10 protein-coding genes are annotated in these 16,694 nt (G+C 64.5%); 6 read left to right on the plus strand and 4 right to left on the minus strand.

Annotation, left to right across the window (positions count from 1 at the left end; genetic code table 11):
• The first annotated feature begins 2 nt into the window (after window positions 1-2).
• Genes FNL56_RS25050 through FNL56_RS25075 form a run of 6 tightly spaced genes read left to right on the plus strand, consistent with a single transcriptional unit; the run spans window position 3 to window position 12,739 of the window.
• Window positions 3-3,626, plus strand: coding sequence for a hypothetical protein (locus FNL56_RS25050; protein WP_143578373.1), 3,624 nt, complete (start codon window positions 3-5; stop codon window positions 3,624-3,626).
• A gap of 17 nt (window positions 3,627-3,643) precedes the next feature.
• Entirely contained in the window at window positions 3,644-5,602 is a 1,959-nt protein-coding gene (locus FNL56_RS27900; protein ID WP_168204698.1) for an eCIS core domain-containing protein, read from the plus strand.
• 39 nt (window positions 5,603-5,641) lie between these two features.
• Window positions 5,642-5,824: a hypothetical protein gene (locus tag FNL56_RS25060; protein WP_143582435.1), complete on the plus strand. Its 183-nt coding sequence runs from the start codon at window positions 5,642-5,644 to the stop codon at window positions 5,822-5,824.
• Window positions 5,825-8,101, plus strand: a complete 2,277-nt coding sequence (locus FNL56_RS25065) for a hypothetical protein (protein WP_143582436.1) — start codon at window positions 5,825-5,827, stop codon at window positions 8,099-8,101.
• Window positions 8,102-8,103: 2 nt separating this feature from the next.
• Entirely contained in the window at window positions 8,104-11,373 is a 3,270-nt protein-coding gene (locus FNL56_RS25070) for a contractile injection system tape measure protein (protein ID WP_143575543.1), read from the plus strand.
• 4 nt (window positions 11,374-11,377) lie between these two features.
• Complete coding sequence (locus tag FNL56_RS25075; protein ID WP_143578376.1) at window positions 11,378-12,739, plus strand: ATP-binding protein; 1,362 nt, start codon at window positions 11,378-11,380, stop codon at window positions 12,737-12,739.
• 24 nt (window positions 12,740-12,763) lie between these two features.
• Here FNL56_RS25075 and FNL56_RS25080 read toward each other — a convergent pair whose 3' ends face one another.
• The 4 genes from FNL56_RS25080 to FNL56_RS25095 form a co-directional block, all read right to left on the minus strand.
• Window positions 12,764-14,008 (minus strand): ParB/RepB/Spo0J family partition protein, encoded by a 1,245-nt coding sequence (locus FNL56_RS25080; protein ID WP_168203024.1) that lies wholly within the window; start codon window positions 14,006-14,008, stop codon window positions 12,764-12,766.
• Window positions 14,009-14,156: 148 nt separating this feature from the next.
• Window positions 14,157-14,453, minus strand: a complete 297-nt coding sequence (locus FNL56_RS25085; protein ID WP_143578378.1) for an HU family DNA-binding protein — start codon at window positions 14,451-14,453, stop codon at window positions 14,157-14,159.
• A gap of 418 nt (window positions 14,454-14,871) precedes the next feature.
• The gene (locus FNL56_RS25090) at window positions 14,872-15,294 is read right to left on the minus strand and encodes a M3 family oligoendopeptidase (RefSeq protein ID WP_143582437.1); all 423 of its coding nucleotides are present in this window, start codon (window positions 15,292-15,294) and stop codon (window positions 14,872-14,874) included.
• Window positions 15,295-15,312: 18 nt separating this feature from the next.
• Complete coding sequence (locus FNL56_RS25095) at window positions 15,313-16,677, minus strand: hypothetical protein (protein WP_143582438.1); 1,365 nt, start codon at window positions 16,675-16,677, stop codon at window positions 15,313-15,315.
• Window positions 16,678-16,694 lie beyond the last annotated feature (17 nt).

Below are 16,694 nucleotides of genomic sequence, written 5' to 3' on the forward strand. Positions count from 1 at the left end.
CCATGGACAGGCATGCCGGGAAAATCGTTCTCAACGGCGCGACCAGCCAGGTCAACCGCTGGCTGCCGGCGCTGGGCGACGGCTACGCCAATGTCGATGACCGCAGCCTGTCGGATCTGCTGGCGTTCTCGGTCGGGTTCGGCCGGCTGATCCGATTCTATGATCTCGACGACCGGCCCGACGGCGACTGGTCCGGCTTCTTCGCCGCCGATCCGACCATCGTGCTGGCGTGCATCGCCGCCCTGCGAACGGACCGTGCCGAACGGGCCTTTGTCGACCTGCAGCGGCAGGCGCTGGAAGCCCGGCACTTCGCGCCAAAGTTCGAGCGCTTGACGCTGATGTTCAACGCGGTCGTGCAGCTCGCACGTCTCGCCAACGACTGGCTCGAAGGCCTCGGCCCGCAGCCGCAGAGCCCCACGGCGCGGCTGCTGCGCGCGCAACTGGTGGCCGCCATCAAAGCGTCGCTCGGCCCGCATCTGCGGCGGTTGTCGGCCTATGCCGAAGGCGCCGGCCAGCATGATGCGCTCGGGCAGCCCATCCCGCTCGATCTCGCGGGATTCCTGCCGATCTGGCGGCTGACGCACGACTGTCCCGACGCCTCGATCTATCGCGGGGCGTCGCGCAACCGGCGCATCGACCACGCCTGCCCGGCGATCCATGCGCTGTTCACGCAATGCCTGGACACGCTGGGCAACCTGCAGGCCCGCGCGCACAGCGAATTCGACGCCTCGCTGGACACTGCCGACCACCCGCCGCAAACGGCCCTGTACATCGCCTTCGCCGAGCTGTTCCGGACGGCGCAGGACACCGTCAACACGGTGTCCTCCCGCTTTGCCCGTTTCTACTATCACGACATGCTGCATGAGGATTTCCGCCCGGCGCAGCCGGACAGCACCTACCTCACCTTCGTGCTCGCAGAGGACGAGAGCGTGACCAGCAGCAGCGTCCCGCAGCAGACCTTGTTTGCGGCGGGGCAGGATGCCAGCGGCCTCGACATCCTGTTCAAGGCCGACCGCAGCCTGCTCGTCACCAGCGCCGCCATCGTCAGACTGCGAGCGCTGCGGGTGATGTCTGGGCCGCTGATCCCCTCCGACCATGCTGCGCCCAGGACAAGCGACGTCATCCAGCGCGTGCTTGGCACCGAGATCACCACGGACCCCAAGGCGACCGGCGCATGGCCGACCTTCGGCTACGCCGAAACCGGCGCCACCGACACCACGCTGACCACGCCGGCGACCATCGGCTTCGCAATCGCTTCGCCCTATTTGCTGCTGACCGGCGGCGACCGCGAGATAAAGCTGCGGCTGTATTATTCGCAGGACGCCGCGGCGCGACTGGCCGCGCTGCTCGCCATGCTGGCCGAAGCGACCGGGCTGGATGATGCCGAGATCTGGACTACCGTCCTGAGCCAGGCCTTTACGCTGCAGGTCTCGACCGTTACCGGCTGGCAGGCGATCGAACAGCCCTACGACGTGCGGCTGGTCGAGACTTCGGTCGGCGATCCCGGCTTCGAGCTAAAGTGCACGCTGCCGCCCGCGGCGCCTGCCGTGGAGGCCTATGCGCCAGACACGGCCGTGGCAGACGGCGCCAATCCGGACCCTGCCCGGCCGACCGTCAAGGCCCTGGTCAACCCGTCGCCGGTACTGATCGGCGTCAAGCCCTGCATTGCGGAGGTCTATCCGCTGTCGCTGCTTTGCGAACTCGATTGCACCGGCTGGCAGATCGAAACACATGTCGCGGGACTGACGGAGGTGCAGCTATCGAACACCGACGGCACGATCGATGCGAGCAAGCCGTTCCTGCCGTTCGGGGCGCCGGTGGTGAAAGGCTCGTACCTCGAGTTCTTCCACCGCGAACTGTTCGTCAAGACGCTGCACAGCCTGCAGATCACTATCACCTGGTTCAACCTGCCGCCCAATGACGACGGTTTCGACGGCTGGTACAGCGACTACGTACTCGGCATGGACGGCAAGCCGCAGCCGAACCTGTTCGACAACACCGTGTTCAAGGCGGATATCGATGTGGTCGATCCGGGCACTTGGCAACTCGACGGCGGCGACGCGCTTTGCCTGTTCCGGACCCACAGCCTGGACGGGATGGTGCCGGACTGTCAGGACACCGAGGCCGCAGGACCATTGTGCCCATCGACCTGTTACGACCAACTGACCATCATCGCCCGCAACGCACCCGCCTATTACGATCCGGCGGACAGTACGGTGCGGATCCGGCTGGTCGCGCCCGCCTATGCCTTCGGCGACGATCTCTACGCCGCCAATGTGCTGAACGCCGTCATCAACGACCTGCCGCCGACCACGCCGACGCCCGACCCGCCGGCTTTCACCTACCCGAACGCGCCATGGCTGCCGCAGGCCGAAAGCGTCAGCGTCGATTATGTCGCGATCGTCGCGGATGCCGATGCCGGCGCCGGGCAGTTCTTTCATCTGACGCCGTTCGATGGCTTCGACAGCGTGCAGCCGCCGGTCGCGTCGCTGCTGCCGCGCTTTCGCGATCCGGGTAACCTCTATATTGGACTCGACGGCCTTGCCCCCTCGCAACCGCTGACGCTGCTGTTCCAGATGACCACGGCCGGCGGCGACAGCGGGCCATTGCCGCCGGTGCAATGGCAATATCTGCGCGACAACCTCTGGATCCCGATGGCACCGGAGCAGGTGCTCAGCGACGGCACCAACGGGCTGCAGAATTCCGGCATCCTGTCGCTCGCTTTGCCGGCCATGACCGGCCAGAACACGCTGCTCGGCAGCGGCCAGTGGCTCGGCGCCAGCGTGCCGCGCGGCGCCGCCCGGTTTCCGCTGACCAGCCACATCACCCCGCACGCGATGCTGGCGACCTGGGTCGACAATGGCAGCATCGACCACCTCGCCCAGCCGCTGCCGGCGCATACCATCACCGCGTCGGTGCAGGATCTGCCGGATATCGCCAGTATCGACCAACCGATGCCGTCCTTCGGCGGCCGGCCGCCGGAGACCGGGCGCAGCTTCCAGACCTGGATCGGCGAGCGGCTGCGCCACAAGGATCGCGGCATCCTCGGCTGGGATTACGAGCGCCTGGTGCTGGAGGATTTTCCGACCATCTGGAAAGTACAGGCGCTGCCGGCGCGCAGCCTCACGCATGGCGACAGCCCGGGCGACGTGCTGGTCGTCGTGGTGCCCGGGCCGAACGGCTTTGAGGCGATGGACCCGACCGCGCCGATGGCCAGCGCCGACCTGCTGGCGCGGATCCATGCCATGCTGGTGTCGCGCATCAGTCCGTTCATCCGGCTTCGCGTCAGCAATCCGGTCTATGTCCGCATCACCGTCAGTGCCTGCGTGCAGTTCGTCAATAATGACGGCGCCAGCATCGACCGGCTCAATGCCGATCTGGTGCAATATCTGTCGCCCTGGTTCGACGACGCCGCCCGCGCTGCCAAGGCCGGCGACTACGCGTCTGAAGACGAGATCAGCGAATTCATCCAGACCCGCTCGTATGTCGATGCGCTGATCACGATCCGGTTCGACTACGCGCCCGATCCCCGGCAGCTCGACTGGTATTTTCTGACGACGGCGCCGCAGCACAACCTGACGCTTGCGACCACGACGGTGCCGACATTCGATCGCGAACACGCCTGAACAAACCGGAGGCCGCCATGCAGTACGACTCTCCACGGCAACAGCGAGCGCAGGCCGAACAGCCATCCAACCCTCCCATCCTTGCACGACAAAGCGAACCGACGTCGGACATGACGGCGCAGATGCGGCTTGCGGCGACGCTGGACAGCAGCCCGGCGATGCACTCGCAGACCCAGCTACGCGCCACGCTGCAACACAGCCCGGCCCTGCTCGGCCAGCGGCGGCTGGCCGCGACCCTGTCGCACCGGCCGCTGCAGCGCGCGGAAATGCCCGACGATGACGACGATCTCCTGCAGACGAAATCCGTACACCGGCCCGAGACGGTGCAGCGGCAGCCCAGCAACCGCACCGGCCTGCCCGACCATCTCAGGGCCGGCATGGAAAACCTCTCCGGCCTAGCGATGGACGACGTCCGCGTGCACTACAATTCACCCGAGCCGCGCCAATTGCAGGCGCTGGCCTTCGCGCAGGGCTCCGACATCCATGTCGCGCCGGGCCAGGAACGACATCTGCCGCATGAGGCCTGGCACGTCGTGCAGCAGCGCCAGGGCCGCGTGCAGCCGACGATGCAGGCCAAGGGCGTGGCAATCAACGACGACGAAACGCTGGAGAGCGAGGCGGACCGGATGGGCGAGCGGCTGTCGTCGTTCCAAAGCTTGGCCCAGTTGCGAAGCGTCCGATCACCGGCAAGGACCGGCAACGCCATCGTTCAGGCCAGGATCGCCAATCCGCTCGCGATCAGCGGCGGGACGCTGACGACCCAGCCCCAGTTACTGGAATGGCTATTCCAGCAGTTCGGTGCATCGACCTCGAAAGCGATGCTAGCGCGCTACCTCTCCGGGCTGGAAGCCCAGCCGACCAGCTATACCGACATTGGGACTGTTAGCCAGCTGATCAATACCCGAATTCAGTACGACGTCCTGGGCCCGAACAAATGGCGGGAATTCATCGACGCAAAGGATCACGACGCCGCCTTGGCCTCCGTCGGCACCAACAATATCAAGCATCCTGGCGAATATTACGACTTTCGCCGCACTCAGGCCCAGGGCCCCCTGACCAAGGTCGGCAATCACTTCAGTGCCTACATGGATGCCGATGCCTTCGTCAGCGACCGGCTGAATACGCGGCTGACCGCCGAAGAATACGTTCATATCAATACGCTGGCATCCCAGGGCATCACCAGCGCCATGCTGAAGGGCGTGAGAACCGCCGAAGTGACCTGGTCTCTGCCGCCGAATCTGGGGTCAAAGCAGCAGACCGCCCTGGCGGAAAAGGGACTGGACAATCTTACACCGGATCAGGTGACAGGGGGCACAACCGTCCATGTTCCAATGCCCGCCGAAGGAATCTTCAAACGCGTTCAGGACCTGCTCGACCGCTATTACATGGCCATGGATGTCGCGAGCGACAGCGTCACGCGCTTCTCCGCCATCATTGCGCTTTATGAATCGCTGGAAGCCCTGCACGCCTTCAAGGATGGTACATCGCGAACCAATCATCTCGTCCTGAACAAGCTTCTCGCCGAAAACGGGCTCGATCCAGCCATCCTCAACGAACCGAACAGCCCCACGAGCAGCCACGAAGAATTCGGGAGGCATGTTCTTGAAGGAATTCAGCAGACGCGCGATGTCACAAAAACGGTCGCTAAATCCGGGACGCCGCCGGCAATCGATGTTCTCGCGCAGCAACGCAACAAGAGGGATGCGGATGAGCTGTTCGCAGAGACCGCCGCGAGAAAATACGGCCTGCAGCGCGACACGCCGGCCCGGCCAACGTTCGCAGCAGAGGACGACAAAGTCGTCAAGCCGGTCAGCGCGAACCTCGAAAACCTGATGGGCGGCACGCGGGAGCACATCCAGCCGCTGTCCAAACCGTCTTTGCTTGCACCCAAACTGGAAAAGCTTTCGCGCCTTGTGCTCGGCAACAAGCGCATGGACGACTACATCAACTACAAGAAAAAACAGCAGCAGAAATGACAGTATGGCACGTCGTAAGGCGCGCCCGGTCGAAGCACCATGAGTATCGAACCATCGACGATCACCCCGGCCGCGCCCGCCAATCACGGGCTCGACTATGCGTGGCTGAAGCAGCATGGCACCGAACGGATCCAGCAGCTCGCCGGCCAGATCTGGACCGACTACAACGAACACGACCCCGGCGTCACCACGCTCGAGCAACTCTGCTACGCGCTGACCTAATTGTCCTACCGCGCCGGGTTTCCGATCGACGCGCTGCTGGTCGATCCGCGCAGCGGCCGGATCGATACCAGGCGGCAGGCGCTGTTCGTGCCGCGCCGCATCCTGCCATGCAACCCGGTCACGCCGGACGACTACCGCAAGCTGCTGGTCGACCGCGTGGCCGGCGTCGCCAATGCCTGGCTGACGCCGCGCAAGGCGCGGACGGCCGAGGCCGTGAACGGGCTCTACGACATCGCGCTCTATGCCCCCGGCGCCGACCCCTGCGGCTGCGAGCCGGATGTGCTGCCCGACGCGATCCGCGCGCGGGCGGAGCGCGTCTATGGCCGCCATCGCAATCTATGCGAGGACGTCCATGCCATCCATGTGCTGCAGCCCTGGGCGACGCGGATCAGCGCGCTCGCCTCGATCGATGACCGCCACGCGCCGGAAGCCATCCTTGCCGCGATGCTGTTCAATGCCGGCAATTTTCTCGCGCCCGAGCTGCAACGCCAGCCGCTGCAGAGCCTGCTTTCGGCCGGCATGACGACGACGGCCATTTTCAACGGCCCGCTGCTGCGCCACGGCTTCATCGGCGACGAGCAGTTGCAGCCGCAGCCGACGCATATCGTCATCTCCGGCCTGATTAGGGTGCTGGTACGCATCCCCGGCGTCACGGGGCTGCGGGATCTCAGGGTGCATGTCGGCGACCCCGAGCGCAGCCATTCCGGCGGCACCATTGCAATCCCGCATGGCCATATCCCGCAGCTCGACCCCCGGCCCGGCCCGGCCGGCTATGGCATCCGGATGATCCGCCGCGGCGTTGCCGTGAAACCCGACCCCGCCCGCGTCCAGCGCGAACTCGACCGCCTGTGGTCGGAATATCGCCGGCTCTATCCGCTGACGCCGCAATATCTCGAATATTACGCCGTGCCGGAAGCCAGCCCGCGCGACCTCCGGGCTTATTATTCGGTGCAGAACCAGTATCCGAACACATATGGCATTAATGCCAACGGCCTGCCCGACAACCCGCCGACGGCGCGGCAGGCGCAGGCCAAACAGCTCAAGGGCTACCTGCTCGTCTACGACCAGTTGCTGGCGAACTTCTTCGCCCAGCTCGCCCATGTCCGCGACCTGTTCTCGACCGAGCGCCACCTGCACCAGACCTACTTCTTTCAATATCTGGAGCGCACCGTGCCGGATGTCGAGCCGCTGTTGCAGCCGGACTATCGCGCGGGCCTGAAAGCGTTGATCCGCCGCTCCGACCCGGTCCTCCTGCGGCACAATCGCCTGCTGGACTTCCTGCTGGCGCTGTATGGCGAGACGCTGGGCGCGCCGCTCGACGGCGATGATGGCGCCGAGCAAGGCCGGCGCGAGATCGAGGCCAAGCTGGCGCTGCTGCACCGGCTGGTGGCCAGCACGCGCAACCGCGGACGCGGCTTCGACTATCTGGCGCCGATGTCGCCAGTCAACATCGCCGGCATGGAGATCAAGTGCCGCATCGAACTGGGCATGGACGCGCAGGAATCCGCCACGCAGGACAATCTGCTGACCGAACTTTCCATCGAGATCGTCGATGCCGAGACCGAGGCCTCGATCGGCCCGCCGCTCGCGGGCTATGAGGACTATTTCGAGGACCATTTCACCGTGCCGCCCGCCGACAGCCGGCCGCCGCCGCGCGACGATGCGCTGCACCCCTCGCCGTTGCGCGGCCAGAAGGTGACGCGCGATTTCCTGCGCGCGGCCGCCACGCCGGAGAATTTCCGGATCGGAGCGCTGCCGGGCAGCGACGGCATCGTCGTGGTCTGCCGCTCGCTCGACCAGACGCATTGGTATTTCATCGGTCGCTACGCCGATCACGGCCGCGCCTGCGCCGTGATCGATCAGTTGCGCACCATGGCCGCCGCGCTCGACCGCCATGCACGGCAGCTCTATATCGTCGAACATAATCTCTTGCGGTTCGGTCGCACCGACGACGATCCGGACTCGTCCCGATGGCGCTCCTTCGTCTACAGCTTCACCATCACCGCGGTCCTGCCGCGCAGTGACGAGCACGCTGCAAATTCGTCGACGGAGGTGCGCGAGATCATCCGGCACAACACGCCGGCGCATATCGCCATCGACTACTGCTTTCTGGCATTCCGTGAAATGCGGCACTTCAGGACGCTGTACGGCGGCTGGCGCTGGGCGCTGCGGCGCGGCGATCGCAACGAGATCATCATCACCTCGGACCGGCTGCGCCGGTTCCTGATGCACCACCGGCATAATCACGACCGGGCCCCCAATGGAGGTGCGATTTGACGATGCCCCACACCATCCGGCAGCAAACCCTAGACATCCGGACCGACAGCGAAGCAGCGGCGCTGGCGTTGCAGGCCGGGATCAGCGACATCAACCGGCAGCGGTTGCTGCCGGTGATCGAGCGGGTGTTCGACGAATTCGCGGTGCCGGAGCAGCGCATCCGGATCGCGCGGCTGGACATCGACCTCGGCGAGCTGCCGCTCGACAATTTTGCCCAGGCCGCCGAAGACGCGTTGTACACGGCGTTGCGCGCCGCCCTCCAGGACGCGCTGCGCAGCGCAGCGGATTCAGCCGACGACCACTTCTATTCCGAAACGACGTCCCGGCTCGAGCTGCTGCAGCACTATCTGTCTCAGGGCACGCTGCCGTTCTGGCAAAGCGGCGCCGCATTCTCGGTCGAAACCCTGTTGCAGCAGCTCATTCGCGACGATCCGGCCGGGCTGGTCAGCCTGATCCGGCGTCACTCGCAGGACCGGCGCCTGCTGGAGCGCCTGGTGCTGCAGCTCGACGACGCCGCGCTGCAGCGGTTGCTGTATCTGGTCACGCCCGAACACGCCGCGCTGATCCTGGCCTACATGCTCGATCTTCATCGCATCCACCGCGTGGAGCCGCTGCTCAGCCTGCGCGACACCGCCTTCGAGCACCTGCTGTGGATCCTGGTGCTGAGCTATCTGTTGCGCGACGCCGGTTCGCAGTTCAACCGCCGCAGCTTCCTGCGCTGGCTGCTGGAGGGCCTGGCGGAATCCGAGTCGCTCGATTATCAGCAACTGATCGAGACCCTGCGGCGCGGCCTGCAGCAGATGAAGCGGCATCAGGCACCGACCTCGTCGCTGCCCGCGGCACTCGACGAGCTGCTGCAGGAATTGCAGGTCGAAGGCATCGCTGACGCGAGCCGCTCGGCCTTCAGCGAACAGGCGAAGCCCGGTGCCGTCGCCCTCACCATCCAGGAGGTCGATGCCAGATGGCCGTCGCTCGACGAGCTGTTGAGCGGCACGCTATCCTCCGCGCTCGACCTGGCCGACCGGACTTTCGATGAAGGCCTGCTTCGCCTTCTGCAGGATCATCCGGACCGGCTGCGCGACTTCATGCGCAGCCATCGCCACGACGCCCGGCTGATCGCCCGGCTGGTCGATCGGCTCAGCGAGGCCGCTTTGGTACGGCTGCTGCATCTGCTGGAGCCCGAGCACGCCGCCTTGATCGTCGCCTATCTGGTCGATATCCGGGCCGTGCATCGCGTCACCGCGCTGGTGGCGCTGGACGACCGGCGTTTCAACCGGCTGCTGTGGCTGCTGGTGCTGAACTACGTCATGGGCAATCCCGGCTCTCAATTCAATCGCAAGAGCCTGGTGCTGTCGCTGCTGCAGGGCATGGCACAGAGCGAGGGCCTCGATCTCGGCGATCTGATCGAGACGCTGCGGCGCGCGCTGGCGGCGATCGAGTCGCACCTCACATCGGCGGCCTCGCTGCCGGCGATCATCCGCGAACTCGCCGGCGAAACACCGGCCGCCCTTGGCGACGACCGAGGAACGGCCGTATCGCCTGACAGGCCTGGCTTCGCGACGCTCGACCACGGCGGTCTGCTGCGCCACATCCTGCAACACGGGCGGCTGCCGGACACCCCACCGACAGACGACGAAAGCGATCTCCGCCTGACGGATCTGGCCCTGCTGGCGCCGGAGACATTGCGCGCCATCTTTGCTGGGACGCCGGGCCCAGGCCCCGCCAAGGCGAGAAAGCATCTGGCACAGGCGCTGCCGGAAACCGCCTTGCGTGCGCTGTTGCTGCGCCTGCTGCCGGCGGCGGCCGAGGCCGATCCGTTTCGCGCGTCGCTGGCGCGGTTCGCCTGGCAAGCCCGCGATCGCCGCAGCTTTTACGCTGCGGTGCTGGTCGCGATGCTGGCAGGCGAGGTGATCGATTTCGCGCAACTGGCCGTGGCTGCCTCCGGCGAGTTCGAGGGCAGCGCGGCATCATGGCCGGACTGGCTGCCCGACGAGGAGGCTTTCGTTCTGCAAGACCTGCTGCTGACCGAAGAGACCAGCGAGGCTGCGGCCGGCGCCGCGGCGCGGCGCGCGGTCGTGCTGCAGTTTCTGCTTGGCGAGAACGCGCGCCCGGCGGCCACCGACGGCCACACGCCGCCACCGCAGGCCATGCCCGATGACGTTCTGGCGGCCGCCCTCATCCAGACGCTGCAAGACGACGCCGACAACGTCGGCGATCTGGTCCGGCAACTGGCCCAGGACCCGCGCCAGCGCGCGCGATGGATCCGCGCGCTGCCCGGCGCCGCGCTGCTGCGGCTCGGCCAGGTGATCGAGCCCCGGCAGCATCACGCCTTGCTGGGTGCCGCCGAGATCCTGCTGTCGGCCTGGCGGCAGGTCGCCCCCCACGGCGCCGGCACCGGGGAAGCACGGGATCAAGTGTGGGCGATGCTGTTCGATTTTCTCGCCGCGCATCGCGGCATCGAGCGTTCGGTCGAACAGCTCGTCGCCGATTTTCTGGCCCGCGTCGCGGCCTTCGGCGGCGATGTGGCGACGCAATGGCGAGCGCAGGCGAGCGAACTGGCCAGGGCCGCCGGCAACAGCCGGCTCGCCGCCGCGCTACACGAGAAAACCGCGGCGACAGCCGGCGCGTCAATCGAGGCCGGGCCCAATGCCCCGCCGTTGCAACCGCGCCCGGACGCGCCGCCACGCCGGACACCGCCGCCGCCATTGACTAGCAAGACCGCCTTCAGCCTGGTCGAGGATGACGACCACGCGCGCGGCGATCCGATCTATATCGGCAATGCCGGCCTGGTGTTGGCGTCACCCTTCCTGCCGCATCTGTTTCGTGAACTCGATTGGCTCGACGTCGATGATCGCAAGCGCCCGCGGCTGCGCGATCGCGACGCCATCTCGCGCGCGGTACATCTGCTGCAATATCTCGTCGATGGCCGCAGCGCCGCGCCGGAGCCGCTGCTGGTGCTCAACAAGATCCTGTGCGGCGTGCCCACCGCCACGCCGGTCGCGCGCGCCATCGTCATGACCGATCAAGAGCGCCGGCTCGGCGAGCTCCTGCTGCGATCGATGCTCGACAACTGGACCGTGCTGCGCGGCACCTCGGTCGCCGGCTTGCGCGAAACCTTCCTGCAGCGCGAAGGCAAATTGCAGCGCGTCGATGACGGCTGGAAGCTGCGCGTCCAGCGCAGGACGCTCGACGTGCTGGTCGATCAGGTGCCGTGGAGCATTTCGATCCTGCTGGCGCCGTGGATGCCGGCCCCCGTTCACGTCACCTGGTAGCGCCATGAACGCCGATACCTTGCTCACCAACGCCGCCGTCATCGACCGCGAGATCGCCTGGTTCAGCGACATTCTCACCATGCGCTTCCAGCAGCACGGCCAGCCCGGCACCGGCCCCGATCCGCTCGATCACTTCCCGGCGCCGCCGCTGCCGCGGTTGAGCCCGCCCTACGCCGCCGTGCTCCGCGAATTCGAGCTGAATGCGGCGGAACGGCTGGTGCTGATCCTGGCCTATCTGCCGCATATCAAGCCGGAGACGCTCGACCCCTTCCTGATCCATAACCAGTCGGTGCAGCGTAGGTTCAGCGAGTTCGGCGGCGTCACCGGGCAGTCGCACACCGGCTTCCTGCCGACCGGCGAGACCGCGATGTTCATGCTGGCCGGCAGCAACATCGCGGCGCGCTTGCGCTACCATCCTTTGTTCGGCGCCGAGCACGCCTTTCACCGCCGCAACATCCTGCAGCTCGACCACCGCCACACCGACGAGCCACCGATGTCTTCGACCCTGCGGCTGACGGCGGAATATGTCGAGCGCCTCAGCACGGGAAGATCCTATCGTCCGCCGTACAGTTCGGAATTTCCGGCGCAATTGATCACCACGCCGTTCGACTGGGAGGATCTGGTGATCGACCAGCCGACCCGGCTGGACCTGCAGGACATCATCGCCTGGATCCGCCATCACGACCGGCTGATGCGCGGCTGGAAGCTCAACAAGCGGCTGAAGCCGGGCTATCGCTGCGTGTTCTACGGGTCACCCGGCACCGGCAAGACGATGGCCGCGGCGCTGCTAGGCCGGCTGACGGGGCTGCCGGTCTATCGCATCGACCTGTCGAAGGTGGTGTCGAAATATATCGGCGAAACCGAGAAGAATCTCGCCAGCCTGTTCGATCACGCCCAGCACGGCAACTGGATCCTGTTCTTCGACGAGGCGGATTCGCTGTTCGGCAAGCGCACCGAGACCCGCAACGCCAACGACCGCGCGGCCAATCAGCAAGTGTCCTATCTGTTGCAGCGGATCGAGGATTTTCCCGGCGTCGTGATCCTCGCCACCAATCTGCGCGCGCAACTCGACGAAGCCTTCACCCGCCGCTTCCAGTCGGTGACGCTGTTCAAGATGCCCAATGCCGAGCAGCGGCTGCGCCTTTGGCAGGACAATTTCGCCGACAAGCCCTACCGGCTCGCAGCGGATATCGACCTGCGCCGGCTGGCGCAGGCGCATGAACTGTCCGGCGGCAGCATCATCAACGTGCTGCGCTATGCCTGTCTGCAGGCGGTGGTACGCGAGCCGCCCATCATCGAAGCGCAGGACCTGCGCGACGGCGTGCGCAAGGAGCTGCACAAGGATGGAAAGTTTCTGGGCGGGTGAAAGCCCATAACGCTTGCCGGTTCGTCAGGCGTTTTCATGCAGAAACGTCTCAAGTTCGTCGGATTCACTTTCGAACATCGGCTGCGTAGCCACTCGATGGTTGATGTCGATGAGGTACGACAGATAGATCTTCTTCATCCGGCGATCGACGTCGTCGAATTCGACCATCATCATTTGTGCCAGCTCATACAATCTCGTTGGAGTCGATTTCACACTGTTGAAGGTGGACTCGATCCAGCGCTCGTTATGGACCTGATAGCCATTTTCAATGATATGGTAACCCGACAGTCTGTCGCTCTCAGCATCCTTAGCGGGCGGTATCTGCATCTCAAGGTGCACCGCGCTGCTACCGAAATGCGTGCCGAATCCGGTTTCTATCGCAGGTTCCAAAGTGCTCTCCATCGAGCTCGACTCGCTGACGACGGTATTCCGATTGGTATCTCGGCTTGAAGCCGAACGATCTTTTGACAGCGTGACCGTCTTCGCAAAACCGAGCGTGGGTGGAGTCCCCTCGTCCTCCACCAGCGCCGGGATCTCCTCAAATCCCATTTCTCTCGATGCGAGCAAACGGTGTCGACCCTGGTTTAGCGAATATTTGCCGTCCGGCCTGCGTATGATCTGGATCGGGTAAATTGCCTTTCCCGCATTGATTTCCTTGATCACCCCATCGAGCTTCAATGGATCCGGATCATTCATCAATGCCTTGCTGTGGGTATCGAAGCCGGACAGCACGTCGGACACACTGAGGATAAGGGTGCCCTCCGCGGCCAGGGGAATGTAGTGAGTTCGATCGGACGATAGCTCGGCCGTCGGCTGATAGAGTGTTTCGCAATCCTGATCCAGATAATATTCGTTGTCCTCCCACCAGACGACTTTGCCATCGCCCAGGAGGAATTGTTTTTCATCAAATCCCTCGGGCTGGGTGAGCTTGAGCGACGGGAACAGGTCGTCGTGCCACAGCCCGGTATCGGCATCCTTGCGCGGCTTCCGCTGGATGATCGATGGGGCGCTCGATACCGGCTGGGCCGCCCGGCCAGTTTCGTTCACCCGCTCCGAACCGCGATGCAACATTCGCTGCAGGGCGTGCTGGTGTTGCATGCGCGGCGTCGCGTTCAAGGCGCGGCGCAATTGCAGCAGCGGCTGCATTCCGGCGCTGCCATTCGGTGGAGAGGCATAAGATGAGGATGTTGCAGAGGGCGCCGGGTCGGCGCGCATGGCCGAGGCATGCGACATTCGCGCCGCGTCGGTGTGTTGAACGTAACCGCCCATGACCGCCATCTCCGTTACAGCGAAGCGCCATCGGGAGGCAGTCTAACGAAAGTCAGGCTAAAACAAAGCTTGCGGTTGTATTTATTGCACGCACACGGAAGAAGGCATCCCGCTGTCCGCTTGCTGCGGACAGCGGGAAAATTCTGCCTTAGACGGCGTCCTTGACGACCTTCAGCGGCTGCGCCTTGACGGTCTTGCTGGCGGGCTTGGCGGCGAACTGCATCGGCTCCTTGGTGAAGGGGTTGATGCCTTCGCGCGCTTCGGTGGCCGGCTTGTTGACGACCGAGAGCTTGGCGAAACCGGGGACGGTGAACTCGCCGGACTCGCTGAGCTCCTTGTAGCCGACGGTGGCGAGGTTCTCGACGACCGACTTCACGTCGTTCTTCGACACGCCGCTGGCTTCGGCGAGCGCTTCGATCAATTGGGTCTTGGTCATCTTGGCCATGGTGATTCCTTATGAATGGCTGGGTAGAAGTAACGAATACGAGCGGGGGCTTCTCCTGCTCAATCGCAGGAGCTGCCTGTGCGACCGGGTCTCGGTGCCAACCGGGAGCAATGCAAGCGAGGTCATCAATGGTGGCGCGCCCGAAAAGGATGCGAACCTCCACCCCCTGGATCGTCGGGGAGGGATCGTCGAAATCGTCGGGCCCGTTACCGGGTCGGTCTGGGGTTTGATCGATCCGGCGGTCAAACCGGACAATGCGGCCTTGCTGTTAGCCTTATGCGGCCGAAACGTCAAAGCGCAAACGCGGTCCCATCCACAATACAAGGTACAATGAGACCTTTTTTGCCGCAGGTTCACCGGTTGCGACCAGGCCGACCGGAGTCGTACAGGGATGGCGGCTGAACGCGGCCCCGGCGACCTAGCCGCCGGAGAGCCGGCGGAACAGAACCTCGAAGTAATAGGCGTCGAACAGCAATTTGGGGCCATACTCGGCTTCGGCCTGCTGGTAGCTCGTGGAGTCGGTGAAGTGGCCGCTGGGCTCGACGCCGGTCGGATTATAGCCGGCCACATGCGCGAGTTCGTGGGCGAGGGTGACGATGTTGTCCGGCGAGTCGACGTTGATCAGGACATAGGTTTCGTCGGGGAGCCCCGGTTCCTTGCCCGCTTCCTCCACCGGTCCGCTCATCATATTGGCAGGCGTGGCCTCTGGAAGAGACGGCGTCTTGCCGTAAACCTCCCCAAAGCCGGCGGCGTCGAACACCACCATCACCCGGGAGTCCAGAAGCGCATGCCAACGTCGCACCGTCGCGGCGGCGTAGGCCGTGAGTTTCTCCTCGGTCAACGTCCCGGATTTGGCGATCTATTCGGCGACGAAATTGCTACGCGCGGCATCCGGCGAATGACCGAGGCCCTTGTTCTTTTCCTGGAGTGCCTCGCTAAACGTCGGGGTCATGTCCTCCATCACGGCCGCCTGCAATTGTCTCGTGTCCAGTCGGGCAATCACGTCCTGAAACATCCTGACCAAAGCCACGCAATCGCCCCGACGCGACCGCTCCACCCGCGGCGTGAAGCGGACCGTCATGTTTCCGACCGCAATCTGCCCTTCAAGGTCAAGCGCGGTTTCGGCGCTCTCCAGCTTCTTCTCGGAAACGATCGATCCGATCTCGTGATTCATGGCGGCCCAGATCGCCGGGCGCAGCAAGCGGCGAAGGGTCAGCTTGGCGGCCTCGGTTCGAGAAACCCAATATCCGCCGTCTTCGATGCCGTATTGATCGGGACCGAGACCGAATAAGTTCGCTCCGTTGTCGTGCCTGATACTAAAATGGGTGTCTGCAAGCTTTGCATCGAACGTCGTCTTGAGCGCGAACGATGCCGTGGCGCTATGGAACACGGATTTTTCATTGCCTATCTCGGCGGCAGCCGCCTTCTCCAGCTCCAGTGAATCTTCCATAAAGATGTAATTGAGGCAATGTACCGACGCCTGGTCCGTGAGCTTCTGCTTCAGGCTCAACGGATCAAAGCGTTGCAGAGCGTCGTCATCCGCGGCGTTAAAGTAGAAACCGTAAGAGAGATCCTTGTTGGCTTGCGTCTTGACCTTGCCGGTCATCAAGTCGAGATCCTCGATTTCCTCGTCATCGACTTCAAACGCATCGTTGAGCCCGGCGAAGGTCAAAGCGTGTTCATCGACGACGACGTAGCGATACTTGTTTGTCGAGGCGTCGTAGTACCACTGCTTGCCATCGATCACGGCGTCCCACCGGTACAGGTCTTCTTGTTCCGCGTCAGGCTTCCAGACCGCCTGCAACACGGCGCCGGGCGCCTCGGCGACCTCTGCCGCGCGGGTGGGGGCGGGGCTGATGCGACGCCAGTGCTGTCGGTCGGAGCGGAACTGCGGCGGTCCGGTTTCGCCAGTGGCGCTGACCGTCATATTCTCCGCCTGCTGCTTCAATTGCAGCGCCTGCGGAGAATTGTTCGCCATCTGCCGAAAGCGTTGCAGCGACAAAGCGGCGGGGCTGGACGCGATCATCTCCGATTGTCGCTTCAATTGCCGCGCCCGGATCGAAGCGCTCGCTGTCCGCTGCAAGCGTTGCAGCATCGGTGCGTCGGCGCTGTCATCTCCCGTCATGACGTTTGCAGCAGAGGGCAAGTGGGCCGCGTATCCGACGCCCGCCGTCGGAGCGCCGGCGCGCGCTACCGCAGCTTCGGTTGTCGCGAACATTGTCATGGTGACGTCCTCAGCTT

The organism is Tardiphaga sp. vice304, from assembly GCF_007018905.1.
Classification (GTDB): domain Bacteria; phylum Pseudomonadota; class Alphaproteobacteria; order Rhizobiales; family Xanthobacteraceae; genus Tardiphaga.